The sequence below is a fragment of the uncultured Granulicatella sp. genome, assembly GCF_963545075.1.
In the GTDB taxonomy this organism is placed as follows: domain Bacteria; phylum Bacillota; class Bacilli; order Lactobacillales; family Aerococcaceae; genus Granulicatella.
In genome coordinates, this window is the sequence record NZ_CAUUHX010000051.1 from 1 (window position 1) to 13,913 (window position 13,913).

Annotated in this window: 11 protein-coding genes; all 11 read left to right on the top strand. The window is 33.4% G+C overall.

Going from position 1 to position 13,913, the window contains the following annotated elements; translation table 11 throughout:
* Positions 1 to 157: 157 nt before the first annotated feature.
* The 11 genes from gltX (at position 158) to RWZ86_RS07140 (ending at position 13,587) form a co-directional block, all read left to right on the top strand.
* A complete protein-coding gene (gene gltX / locus RWZ86_RS07090; protein WP_314680879.1) occupies positions 158 to 1,636 on the top strand; it encodes a glutamate--tRNA ligase in 1,479 nt (492 codons plus the stop codon).
* 491 nt (positions 1,637 to 2,127) lie between these two features.
* Positions 2,128 to 2,727, top strand: a complete 600-nt coding sequence (locus tag RWZ86_RS07095; protein ID WP_314680881.1) for a hypothetical protein — start codon at positions 2,128 to 2,130, stop codon at positions 2,725 to 2,727.
* Between the two features lie 73 nt (positions 2,728 to 2,800).
* Entirely contained in the window at positions 2,801 to 3,862 is a 1,062-nt protein-coding gene (locus RWZ86_RS07100; protein WP_314680883.1) for a PTS sugar transporter subunit IIC, read from the top strand.
* A gap of 15 nt (positions 3,863 to 3,877) precedes the next feature.
* Entirely contained in the window at positions 3,878 to 4,807 is a 930-nt protein-coding gene (locus tag RWZ86_RS07105; protein WP_314680884.1) for a 2-dehydropantoate 2-reductase, read from the top strand.
* Between the two features lie 491 nt (positions 4,808 to 5,298).
* Positions 5,299 to 6,066 carry an ABC transporter ATP-binding protein gene (locus tag RWZ86_RS07110; RefSeq protein ID WP_314111885.1) on the top strand — a complete coding sequence of 256 codons (768 nt, stop codon included), beginning with the start codon at positions 5,299 to 5,301 and terminating at the stop codon, positions 6,064 to 6,066.
* Complete coding sequence (locus RWZ86_RS07115; protein ID WP_314680887.1) at positions 6,059 to 8,044, top strand: ABC transporter permease; 1,986 nt, start codon at positions 6,059 to 6,061, stop codon at positions 8,042 to 8,044. The genes RWZ86_RS07110 and RWZ86_RS07115 overlap by 8 nt, the downstream gene beginning before the upstream one ends.
* Before the next feature lie 183 nt (positions 8,045 to 8,227).
* Complete coding sequence (locus tag RWZ86_RS07120; RefSeq protein WP_314680890.1) at positions 8,228 to 9,298, top strand: ABC transporter ATP-binding protein; 1,071 nt, start codon at positions 8,228 to 8,230, stop codon at positions 9,296 to 9,298.
* Complete coding sequence (locus RWZ86_RS07125; RefSeq protein WP_314680892.1) at positions 9,298 to 10,173, top strand: sugar ABC transporter permease; 876 nt, start codon at positions 9,298 to 9,300, stop codon at positions 10,171 to 10,173. Before RWZ86_RS07120 ends, RWZ86_RS07125 begins: the two co-directional genes overlap by 1 nt.
* 2 nt (positions 10,174 to 10,175) lie before the next feature.
* On the top strand, positions 10,176 to 10,994 hold the full coding sequence (locus RWZ86_RS07130) for a carbohydrate ABC transporter permease (RefSeq protein ID WP_314680894.1): 819 nt from the start codon (positions 10,176 to 10,178) through the stop codon (positions 10,992 to 10,994).
* A complete protein-coding gene (locus RWZ86_RS07135; protein ID WP_314680897.1) occupies positions 10,978 to 12,270 on the top strand; it encodes an MBL fold metallo-hydrolase in 1,293 nt (430 codons plus the stop codon). Before RWZ86_RS07130 ends, RWZ86_RS07135 begins: the two co-directional genes overlap by 17 nt.
* A 27-nt stretch (positions 12,271 to 12,297) precedes the next feature.
* A complete protein-coding gene (locus tag RWZ86_RS07140) occupies positions 12,298 to 13,587 on the top strand; it encodes an extracellular solute-binding protein (RefSeq protein WP_314680898.1) in 1,290 nt (429 codons plus the stop codon).
* Positions 13,588 to 13,913 lie beyond the last annotated feature (326 nt).

A 13,913-nucleotide genomic window follows, 5' to 3' on the forward strand; every position in this document is an offset into this window, starting at 1 on the left:
CTCATACTAACTTCTAGTTTTGATACTTAACTAGAAGTTACTTTGAAACTTTACGTATAGCTAGAATTTTAAAGAAAAAACGTTAAAGTCATAGCAATTTTAATGAAAAAGTTTTACAATAGAAACGATAGACAAAATAGAAGGGAAGTTATTAAAAATGGCAGAAAAAGTGCGTGTACGTTATGCACCAAGTCCAACAGGGCATTTGCATATTGGTAATGCAAGAACAGCTCTATTTAATTATTTATTCGCAAGACATTACGGTGGAGAATTTATTATTCGTATTGAAGATACTGACCGTAAAAGAAATATTGCTCATGGGGAAGAAAGTCAATTAGAAAACTTAACTTGGTTAGGAATTGACTGGGATGAAGGTCCAGATAAACCAAAAAATGTAGGTCCATATCGTCAATCAGAACGTGAACATATTTATAATCCATTAATTGAACAATTAATTGCTGAAGATAAAGCTTATAAATGCTATATGACTGAAGAAGAATTAGAAGCAGAACGTGAAGCACAACGTGCAAATGGAGAAATGCCACACTATAGTGGGCAACATGCTCATTTAACACAAGAACAACGTGATGCTTTCGAAGCAGAAGGACGTACTCCAGTTGTTCGTTTCAGAGTTCCTCAAAATAGAACATATACTTTTGATGATATTGTTAAAGGTGAAATTACTTTTGAATCTGGTAGTGTAGGTGGCGACTTTGTTATTTTAAAACGTGATGGTATGCCAACGTATAACTTTGCAGTAGCAGTGGATGACCACTTTATGGAAATTACTCATGTATTACGTGGGGATGACCATATTGCAAATACTCCTAAACAAATGATGATTTATGAAGCATTTGGATGGGATACTCCTAGATTTGGTCATATGACATTAATTATTAATACAGAAACTGGTAAAAAATTATCAAAACGTGATGAGTCTATTTTACAATTTATTGAACAATATAAAGATTTAGGCTATTTACCAGAAGCAATGTTCAACTTCATTACTTTATTAGGATGGTCTCCACAAGGGGAAGATGAAATTTTCTCAAGAGAAGAATTTATTCAAATTTTTGATGAAAAACGTCTTGGTAAATCTCCAGCAGCATTCGATCCTAAGAAGTTAGAATGGATTAACAATACTTATGTGAAGAAAACTCCATTAGAAGAAGTTGCTCCATTAGCAATTCAACAATTACAATTAGCTGGTTTATTACCTGAAACATTGAGTGAAGAAGAACAAGTTTGGGCGAATAAATTAGTAGCGTTATATCATGATCAAATGAGCTACATGAATGAGATTGTTTCTATTTCAAGTTTATTCTTCCAAAAAGACTTCGTTGTGGAAAATGATGAAGCAAGAGAAGTACTTCAAGGTGAAACAGTGCCAACTGTACTTCATGCATTCAAATCTCAACTAGAAGCTTTAGAAGTGTTTGATGAAGCTAGTGTGATGGCAGCAATTAAGGCTGTTCAAAAAGAAACTGGTGTAAAAGGTAAGAATTTATTTATGCCAATTCGTGTGGCAACAAGTGGTCAAACTCATGGTCCATCTTTAGGTCAAACGATTGAGTTATTAGGCAAAGAACGTAGCCTTGTACACTTAAACGAAGCGTTGGCTTTAATCCAAGCTTAGATATTCGAATTAGACTTCCTTTAATAGTAGTATTAGGACGCCAGCAGACCTGCGGTCTCATGGCTAAAATTCGAGCCTAGGTCTCGAATTTACCTGTAATATCAGCCGGAATGGCTGATATTACTCATACTACTATAGGAAGTCTATTCTTATTTTACGGATAAACATGATAGGACGTGTGAGATGAGACTTCCTTTGTATATTAGCATTAGGACGCCAGCAGACCTAGCGGTCTCATGGCTAAACTTCGAGTCTAAGGTCTCGAAGTTTCCTGTAATATCAGCCGTGTGGCTGATACTACCCATACTACTATAGGAAGTCTTTTCTTATTTGACGGATAATTATGAGAGGGCGTATGAGATGAGACTTCCTTTGTATAGTAGCATTAGGACGGCAGTAGCCTCGCAAATGCGAGTCTCTTGTTCATGCAATTATAGGAAGTCTTTTCTTATTTTTTCGGATAAATAAAAGGTTGAGGTGAGGATTTTTTTATGAATAAAAAAGAATTATCCGATAAAACGGCATTTTTATGGACCTTGTTGGGAATTATGATGTTATTGTTTGTTTTTCAGCAGTTGGGAAATCAAGTGCAATGGTATTTAAATATGGCTGGGCTAGTATTGGCAAATGAGATTTTTGGATTTTTAGTTTCTGATAAAGATACTGTAAAAATTCTTTCAGTTTCAAAACAGATGTATTGGTGGGCATGTTTATTGATTATTTGTTTTGTTGTTAGTCTTATGATACTATCCAATAGACTAGCAAGTTTAGTATTTGAAAATGCTACTGAATTAGATTTATATCATTTGCTATCCTTACTCTTAATCATATTAAGCAGTTCTCAACTTTATTATGGATTGATTTATCCAAAAATAATAGATTCTTATACTAATGAATGGATTCGTAAGGATATCAAAAGAGACATTAGAATTGGAGTAAGCTCTTTTCTGCATTCACTTCCAATGGTTATTTTTATTATTGGAATTAGTATATTATTTCATTTTAGTGAGTTCTATCCGACCTTGTGGCAATCTGCCTTGTGTTATATTTGTATATCGAGTGCAATTTTCATCATGAAAATATCGTACTAAATATTGAAAATATTACTTTGTTTTCAGAAAGATTATGATATAATGAGTCCATTCAAAAGAAAGGGGAATGAATATGGATACAAATAAAACTTATTCAGCAAAAGAGTTTACAATGACCGTATTAAATGCCTTAGCATTAGGGGTAGTTGTAACTTTAATTCCTGGGGCAATTTTAGGTGAATTAACAAAAGCGTTATTACCAGTATTTCCTCAAGGACAATTAATTATTCAAGCAACTCAAGTGGCTAATACTATGATGGGTGCGATTATTGGTTTAATGGTAGGACATTTCTTTAAATTTACTCCAATTCAATCAGGTGCCATTGCTTTAGCAACTGTTTTTGCAGGAGGAGCTCCGGGCTTTAATCCGGATGTTAAAGGTGTAGTCTTCGCTGGTACTGGGGATATTATTACAATGGGAGTAACGGCAGCCGTTGCAGCAGCATTTATTTTATGGATTGGGGATAAAGCGAAAGCTTATTCGATTATTGTGATTCCAACGGTTACATTAGTAGTAATTGGAGGAATTGGTAGACTTTCTCAACCGTACATTGTTAAAATTACAGCTTTAATTGGTCAAGGTGTAGAATTCTTATTAACATTACAACCAATTTTAATGTGTATGTTAATTGCGATGACTTTCTGTATTTTAATTGTTTCACCATTTACAACAGTAGGAATTGGTTTAGCGATTGGATTATCAGGAATTGGTTCTGGTGCAGCGAACTTAGGAATCTGTGCAGCAGGTTTTGGGTTAGCAGTTGCAGGATTAAAAGTGAATTCAGTAGGAACTTGTATTGCACACTTTATTGGATCTCCAAAAATGTCAATGGCAAATGTGATTGCAAAACCAAAAATTTTATTACCAATGTTATGTTCTTCAGCATTACTAGGTATTTTAGCAGCAGTTTTTTCTATTCAAGGAACTCCTGCTAGTGCTGGTTTTGGATTTAGTGGTTTAGTAGGCCCAATCTATGCGTTAAACTTAATGGAAAATGGATGGACAGTAGGTAATATTTTATTAGTAGCAGCTATTTTCGTAGTGGCTCCTATTATTTTTAACATTTTCTTTATCCATGTATTCGAAAAAGTGGTACAATGGATTCAACCGGAAGATTATAAATTAACGGTATAATAAGGAGGAATTATAATGAAAATTGCAATTGCAGGTGCGGGAGCAATGGGATGTCGCTTTGGATATATGTTAACAAAGGCAGGACAAGATGTTGTCTTAATCGATGAATGGCCAGCACATATTGAAGCAATTCGTACAAATGGATTACAAGTAGTAGATGGGGATACAACAGATACATTACAAATTCCAATCTACAGACCTGAAGAAGTTCATGAAGAAGTAGATGTGGTTATTGCATTTACAAAATCAATGAAATTAGGGGAAATGCTTGAAAAAATCAAAGCAATTATTCATGAAGATACAAAAGTTGTATGTTTATTAAATGGTTTAGGTCATGAATATACAATGGAAAAATATGTTCCACGTAAAAACATTATTATGGGTGTAACAATTTGGACTGCAGGATTGAATGGTCCAGGTGTGGCTCGTTTAGGTGGAACAGGAACTGTTGAAATTCAAGCAGTAGAAGAAGCAAGCGGTCGTGCAATTGCAGAAGAATTAGTCGCTGTAATGAATCAAGCAGGATTAAATGCAAGTTATAGTGAGGATGTATTATTCTCAATTTGGAGAAAAGCATGTGTAAACGGGACAATGAATGCAACATGTGCTATTTTAGATGCGAATATTGGAGAAGTGTTTGATACAACAACAGCAGAAGCTATCGTTGAGCAAATTATTCATGAATTCGTAGAAGTGGCTCATCATGAAGGTGTGAAAATTGATGCAGCTGAAATGAAAAACTATGTTTATACAGCTTCAAATAAAGTTCGTGCACACTATCCATCAATGCACCAAGATTTAATGCAAAATCATCGCTTTACTGAGATTGATTACTTAAATGGATTTGTTGCGAAACGTGGACAAGAATACGGTATTCCAACTCCATACTGTGCAATGATTACACAATTAATTCATGCGAAAGAACAAATTTTAAAAGTACAATAAGAAGAATTTTGAAGGACGAGATGAGAGTCTCGTCTTTTTTATGGAGAAATTAATGGAATTTTTTATATAAAAAACCCACCTAACTATTCAAACGGAGTTTGAGTTGGTAGGTGGGAAACTTTGTTGGCAGAGTTTCTGGCATAAGTGTATGATGGTTGTTTATTTTTAGAATACCTCTGCCAATCAAAGCGAAGATTAACGAAAAGAATGAGGTTCTTTTCGGAAATCACAACAATAAAAAAGGAAAAATAAGTAAAATGATTATTTAAATTAATCATTTTATTATATTGTTTAAGTAACGAATAATCATTACTTTTACAACTATATTATACGATTTTTATCACTTTTTTAAAAGCAAAAACTTCAAAATTTAATAAATTTCTTTCTTACAAAAATGTAAGAAACAAACAGAAAATGATAGCTAAAATATAGGAATGCATCGATTTTATTTGATAGAATAAATACAAATCAAAGAGAAAGTAGGAATTGACATGACATTATTAGATGTAAAACAAGTACAAAAAATTTATCATACAAGATTTGGAGCGATGCAAGTAGAGGCGTTGAAAGATATTACGTTTAGCGTTGAAAAGGGAGAATATGTTGCTATTATGGGGGAATCTGGTTCTGGTAAAACAACGCTACTAAATATTTTAGCCACATTAGATCGACCTACAAAAGGACAAGTATTATTGAATCAATTAGATATTCAAAATATTCCAGACAAAACATTAGCAGCGTTTCGTCGTGATCATTTAGGATTTGTATTCCAAGATTTCAATTTATTAGAAACATTATCTGTTAAAGATAATATGTTACTACCATTAGTACTAGCGAAGAAAACTGTTCAAGAAATGGAGAAAAAAGTAAAACCTGTTGCTGCTTTATTAGGAATTGAAAAATTATTAGAAAAATATCCTTATGAATTATCAGGAGGTCAACAACAAAGAGTGGCGATTGGACGTGCAATGATGGCTGATCCAAGTATACTATTAGCGGATGAACCAACAGGAGCCTTAGATTCAAAATCTTCAAGCAATATTTTAGATGTATTCGACACATTAAATGAAAATGGTCAAACGATTTTAATGGTAACGCATAGTACTTTAGCCGCTAGTCGAGCTAAACGAGTATTATTTATAAAAGATGGAATCTTGTATCATCAATTATTTAAAGGGGAACGTACAGATGAAGAAATGTTTGAAGCAATTTCTGATACGTTAACAGTAATGGCTAATCGAGGTGAGAGTCATGTTTAAATTAATTAGTTCATTAGCAGTATCCAATTTAAAGAAAAATCGAACACTTTATATTCCGTTTTCGATTGCTTCTATTACGATGATGGTCATTACGTATATTTTATTGGCACTCTCTACAAATAAAACGATTTTACAAAGTAATGGTGGAAATACGGTAGTCATGGCATTAGGATTTGGTGTTGTGATTATGTTACTTGTCTCTACCTTAACAATGATTTATGCGAATGGCTTTGTAATGAAAAATCGTTCAAAAGAATTTGGGTTATATAGCATTTTAGGATTGGGTCGCTCACAAATTCAATTGTTACAAGTTTTTGAAATGCTGTTGTTTGCAGTAATAAATCTAATTGTAGGGCTTGTATTAGGAGTATTGTTCAATCGATTAGCCTTTGCCTTATTATTAAAAGCAATGCGCTTTAACGTTCCAATTTCATATGAATTCCAAATTGCATCAGTCATTATCATTGGAATTTTATTTAGTGGAATTTTTGTATTCTTAATGATTTTAAATGCGATTAAAATTAGAGTTAGTCGTCCATTAGAATTATTACGTGAAAAGAAATCAGGAGAAAAAACAGGTCGTTTCTTAAGTATTCGTGCTCTAATTGGGGTAGCGATTTTAGGATCTGCTTATTATATTTCTCAATCAATTGAAAGTCCGATTAAAGCGTTAGGTTGGTTCTTTGTTGCAGTTATTTTAGTAGTTATCGCAACTTATATTTTATTTGATGCTGGAAGTATTGCACTTTTACGTTTCTTAAAAAATCGTAAAACATTCTACTATCGCCCAATTAACTTCATCTCAGTTTCTAACTTAATTTTTAGAATGAGAAAAAATGCGATGGGCTTGGCAAGTATTTGTATTTTATCAACAATGGTTCTTGTAACTCTTGGAACGACTGGTTCACTACAATTTGGTGCACAGGAAGTCATTAATCGAACAAGTCCGACGGATTTTACTTTTAGAAATATGTATCGTAATCCTGAAGAAACAGCAGAATATTCAAAAGAGGCGAAACAATTAGCGGCAAGTGCTTCTTCAAAAGTAACAGATTATTTTGAGTACTCTTATATTTTAACAGGGGGAAATCAAGAAGGAAATGTATTAGATACAAACGTTAAAAAACTAGGTGCTCTTCCAGAATCAATGGTCGTTCTTGTATCCGTGGAAGATTATAATCGTAATACTGGAGAAAATATTACTGTTAAACCTGGAGAAATGGTGATTGGAGAACAATATACTGAGAAAACAAAACCTAGCTTTACTCAAGTAGCAGTTGGAGAAAATACTTTTTCAATTGGACAAGTCATCGAAGTGAATAAATTTGCTGCAGGATTAATTGTAAATCCGAATATAACCAATCATTCTTATATTGGACTTTTAAATGAAGAAGATATGGCAAAAGTTGTTCCATATTACAGTAAAGATAACGATGCAGGATATCGTGCCTATACAAGACACTATATTGCATTATGGAATACATCTAGTCAAACAGATGATGAGAAGAAAAAAGAATTAGAAGCATATCAACAATCAGACATTGCTGGAGGAATTGATGGAAAAATTGAAATTGCTCAATTATTATTCCAATTTTATGGTTCTCTATTATTCTTAGGAATATTATTAGCCATTGCCTTTTCAGTAGGAGCGGTCTTAGTCATTTACTACAAACAAGTTTCTGAAGGATATGAAGACCGTGAACGTTATGTTATCTTGAAGAAGATTGGTATTGATCAACCAATGATTCATCAATCGATTAATCGTCAAGTATTAATTGTATTCTTCTTACCATTATTGACAGCATTCTTACACACTGCATTATCGTATAATATGGTGAGTAAAATCGTGTTTATCTTTGGAATTAAGGGAAGTATTATTGCTTTAACAATGTTAGCAGTAGCTGGAGTCTTTATGATTGCTTACTTCTTAGTTTACAAAATTACTTCAAGAGAATACTTCAAAATTATCAATCGATAATAAAAATAAACGTCTTTAGTGAAAGCTAGAGACGTTTTTTTATGAGTTTTTTCTTCGGTAATTATTCGAAAAAATTCGTATAAAAAATATTTTTTTAAAAAATACTTAATATTTATATCGCATGAAAGCGCAAAACATGGTATACTAGAATGTATTCAAGTAAAGAAATTTGGAGGTTTACTCATGATTGATGTTATCGACTTAAATAAAGTATTCGATAATGGCTTTGAAGCATTAAAATCCGTTAATTTTTCAATTGAACAAGGGGATTTAGTATGCTTATTAGGGCCTAGTGGTTGCGGAAAATCAACTATTTTAAATATGATTGCAGGGTTATTACAACCAACTGGTGGAGATATCCAATTTAAAAAATCTTCTGTTATTAATACAGAACCAAAAGATAGAAATATTGGATTCGTATTCCAAAACTATGCGTTATATCCGCATATGACAGTGTTAGAGAACATTATGTTCCCATTAACAGTAGGGGAAAAGAAAATCTCAAAAGAAGAAGCTAAAAAAGTTGCAGAAGAATACATGCAATTAACAAATATCGAGGAATTAGCAGAGAAAAAACCTGGTACTTTATCAGGGGGACAACAACAACGTGTTGCGATTACTCGTGCGTTAGTTCAAAAACCAGAAGTATTATTATTAGACGAACCATTAAGTAACTTAGATGCTCGTTTACGTTTAAAAATTCGTGAAGAAATTCGTCGTTTAGTGAAAGAAGTAGGGATTACAACTATCTTCGTAACTCACGACCAAGAAGAAGCTTTATCTATCAGTGATAAAATTATCTTATTAAACGAAGGTGTTATCCAACAACATGATGACCCTCAAAACTTATATTTAGAACCAAATAATTTATTTGTAGCTAAATTTATAGGGAACCCTATTATTAACATTTCAGAAGTTGATGTAAAAGATGGTGTCATTACTCACCCAGCGTTTACTTTACAAGCAGGTGAATTAGTAGAAAGTCGTTTCCGTAAAGGATTAGAGAACGGACATTATTATTTAGGATTACGTCCTGAAGATTTAGTTCCAAGCGAAAATGGCTTATTTACAGTAACCGTTTCGGCTGTTGAATTAATTGGTCGTGAACGTATTTTACACTTTACATTAGGAGAACAAGATATTAAATCAATCGTAAGTGTGGAACATAAGATTGAAGAAGGAGACACACTTTCATTTGACATTCTAAGACATAAGTTATTCTTATTCGATCAAAATGGAGAACGTGTATACTAATGAAAAAATATAATCCTGAGAATCAACCAAAGGCGTGGTTTTTCCTTCTTCCGTCATTAGGTGTGATTTTGCTATTTAATATTTACCCATTAATTCGTTCATTTTGGATGAGTTTCCAAAAGGGTTCATTGTTAAAACTTCAATTTACAGGTTTATCAAACTATCAAAAAGTTTTAGCAGATCCAGTGTTTCATAAAGCATTACTAAATACAGCTTTATATGCATTTGTTGTAGTACCTGTTGCACTATGTATTTCAGTTGTGATTGCTTGGATTATCTTTGAAAAGGTAAAACATAAGAGTGTGTTTGAAACAATTTTCTTCATGCCATATGTTACAAGTACAATCGCAATTGGGATTGTGTTCCGTTATTTCTTTAATGGAAGTTACGGTTTAATCAACTTCTTACTAGGTTTAGTAGGAATTCCAGCAGTGAACTGGTTAGACAATGTCAATATGAGTATGCCAACATTAATTATTTTTGGTATTTGGACAGGGCTTGCATTTAATATCATCATTTTATTAGCTGGTTTAAGAAATATTGACCCAGAACACTTTAAAATTGCGAAAATGTTTGGTGCTACAGAAAAAGAAATTTTCTGGAGAATTACATTCCCTCAATTAGTACCAACAATTGCATTCTTATCTACAGTGAACTTAATTGGTGCCTTCAAAGTTTATACGCAAGTATATGCATTATTTGGAGGAACACCAGGGGTTGCCAATAGTGCGACAACTGCCGTGTACTATATTTACGACAAGTTCCATGTAGCTGGTCGTCCAGGGATTGCGATGGCAGCAACTGTAATCTTATTTGTGATTATTCTGATTGCTACTTTCTTCCAAAATAAATTCTTGAGAAGAGCGGAGGGTTAATCATGAAAAAAGTAATCAATTATTTATTATTAGCACTGATTGTTATTTTATCAATCATTACCGTGTTCCCATTTATTTATATGATTTTGACAGGGTTAATGACCTATGCGGAAGCTACAAGTATTCCACCAACATTAATTCCAAAATCATTGCAATGGCAAAACTACATTGAAGTATTCCATAGAGCGCCATTCTTACGCTACTTTGCAAATACTTTATTTGTATCATTATTTACAACTGCTGCAACAGTTATTACTTCATTATTAGCAGCATTTGCGTTAACAAGCTTAGAATTTAAATATAAAAAAATTGTGACATTAGTGATGGTTTCATTATTAATGGTTCCTTATGAATCAATTATCTTTACAAACTATCAAACAATTGCACAATTAGGATTATTAGATACTTATCTAGCTTTAATCCTTCCATTTTTAACTAGTATTTTCTATATCTACTATCTAAATGGTTATCTTCGTGGAATTCCAAGTACATTCTACAAAGCAGCTAAAATTGATGGTGCATCTGATTTAGAATATATTCGTCGAATTTTAGTGCCAATGTGTAAGCCAGCGCTTGTAACAGTTGGAATTTTAACATTTATTATGAGCTGGAATTCATTCCTATGGCCATTACTTGCAACAAACACTAAATACTTCCGTCTATTAAACAACGGGTTATCAGCCTTCACGACTGAAAGTGGTAGTGATGTTCAATTACAAATGGCTGCCGCAACATTGACAGTAGTTCCTATTTTGATTATCTATTTCGTATTTAGAAAAGAAATTATTAGAGGGGTTGCTAAGAATGGTATCAAAGGATAAAACCGTTGTTACATTCCATAGCGGAATTCTAACAATAGGAGGGACAGTTATTGAAGTTAGTTATGGGAATTCTCATATTTTCTTTGACTTCGGAACTGAGTTTCGTCCAGAATTAGATTTGCCAGATGAACAGTTACAAACACTGATTCAATATGGGATTATCCCCAAATTAAATCATGTCTATGATCCACGTTTGGGATATGAGTACGATGGAGAAGAAACGGGTGAGTATGAAAATACAGCAGTATTTTTATCACATGCTCATTTAGATCATTCAAGAATGATTAATTACTTAGACCCAGCTATTCCATTGTATACATTAAAAGAAACAAAAATGATTTTAAATAGTTTGAATCGTAATGGAGATTTTTTATTACCAACGCCGTTTGAAAAATCTCCTTTTACGAGAGAAATGATTGGATTAGAACCAAATGCAGTCGTAACTGTTGGTGACATTACAATTGAAGTTGTTCCAGTAGACCATGATGCATATGGAGCTAGTGCCTTATTAATTCGAACTCCAGATCATTTCATTACCTATACAGGTGATTTGAGATTACATGGTTATATTCCTGAAGCAACGGTTGAGTTTTGTAAAAAAGCAAAACATACTCAGATGTTAATGATGGAAGGGGTAACGATTAGTTTCCCGGAAAGACCTGTTGATCCAAAAGAAATTAAACCAGCAAATGAATTAGAAGTCATTGAAAGAGTGGTTCAATTTCAAAAAGAAAATCCAAACCGTCCGATAGCCTTTAATGGGTATCCAGCGAATGTGGAACGTTTTGCAAAAATTGTAGAGCAGTCTCCACGAACTGTAGTATTAGAAGCTCATATGGCAGCTTTGCTACTAGAAGTATTTGGAATTAATGCTCATTTCTATTATTCGAATGAAGCAAACCGTATTCCAGAATTAAATCATGATTTAGAAGTTTCCTATCAAACACTAATAGACGATCAAGGGGAGTATTTCTGGCAAGTAGTGGATGATTTTGATAAACTACAAGAAGGAACACTATACCTTCACTGTGATGCTCAACCGTTAGGTGACTTTGATCCAAATTATCAAGTGTTTCTAGATTTACTAGCGAAACATCACATCGAATTTGTGAAAATCGCTTGTTCAGGTCATGCAAAACCTGCGGATTTAGACCGTATTATTGCAATGATCGAACCCCAACTTTTGGTTCCTATCCATACCTTGAAACCAGAATTATTGGAGAATCCGTATGGTGAAAGAATATTGCCACATCGTGGCGAAAAAATTGTGTTGTAAAACTATAAAAGAAAAAGGAGAACAATTATGAAATTCAAATCTTTAGTAAAAGCGACACTTGCGACAACATCAGTTTTAGTTTTAGGAGCTTGCGGCAATGGTGCATCAAACTCACAAAAAGAAACTAAAACAGACATTCAAACAGAAGTAAAAGAGGAAACAAAAATTACTTTCTGGCATGCCTTAAATGGTAAATTAGAGGAAACTCTAACGAAATTAACTGAGGAGTTCATGGCTAAAAACCCTAATGTGAAAATTGAGTTACAAAACCAATCTTCATATAAAGATTTACAAGCTAAAATTAACTCTACATTAACTTCACCAAAAGATTTACCAACAATTACTCAAGCATACCCAGGATGGTTATGGAATGCTGCAGATCAAGATCAATTAGTTGATTTAAAACCTTACTTAGAAAACTCAACTATTGGTATCAAAGATGATGCTGCAATTCGTTCAGAATTATTAAAAGGTGCTCAAATCAATGGTGTACAATATGGTATCCCATTTAACAAATCAACAGAAGTATTATTCTACAATGCTGACTTATTAAAAGAGTATGGTGTTAAAGTACCAACTACTTTAGATGAATTAAAAGAAGCAGCTAAAACAATTTATGAAAAATCAAATCACCAAGTTGTAGGTGCTGGTTTTGACTCATTAAACAACTACTATGCAACTGGTATTGTAAACAAAGGTGTTCAATTCAATAAAGAATTAGACATTACTGGTAAAGAATCAAAAGAAGTAGTTTCTTACTATGCTGATGGTATTAAAGAAGGTTACTTCCGTACAGCTGGTTCAGATAAATACTTGTCAGGACCATTTGCTAACAAACAAATTGCAATGTATGTAGGTTCAACTGCGGGTGAATCATTCGTAGCTAAAGGTGCTAAAGAAGCTGGATATGAATATGGTGTAGCTCCTCGTCCAGAGAAAATTAACATCCAACAAGGTACAGATATTTACATGTTCCAAAGTGCTTCTGAAGAACAACGTACTGCAGCTTACTTATTCTTAAAATTCTTAGCTTCTCCTGAGTCTCAATTAACTTGGGCACAAGCTACAGGTTACATTCCAGTAGTTTCTAAAGTGTTAGAAAGTGCTGAATACAAAAACTCTAATTCTAAAGTTCCAGCAGCAATGGCTGAAGGTAAAAAAGAATTATTCTCAATTCCTGTAATTGAAAATGCTGACTCTGCTTATGCAGAAATCACTAAGGTTCAAGAAAAAGTTTACAGTGATGTAAATGGTTCAAGCGTTGATAAAGTGTTAGAAGCTTCTAAAGCTGAATTCCAATCAGTTTGGAACCAATAGATTCGAAATAGACTTCCTTTATAGTAGTATTAGGACGCCAGTAGCCCCTAACGGGTCTCTTGGCTAAAATTTGAGCCTAAGGTCTCAAATTTTCCTGCGGTATCAGTCAATTTGGCTGATACTGCTCATACTACTATAGGAAGTCTATTCTCATTTAACGGATATAAATTAGGGTACGTCTGAAAGTGGACTTCCTTAATAGTAGTATTAGGACGCCAGTAGCCCCTAACGGGTCTCTTGGCTAAAATTTAAGCCTAAGGTCTCAAATTTTCGGTTGTTCGACAAATCCTGTTGGTGAGAAATCACCGACAGGATTTTTTACATGC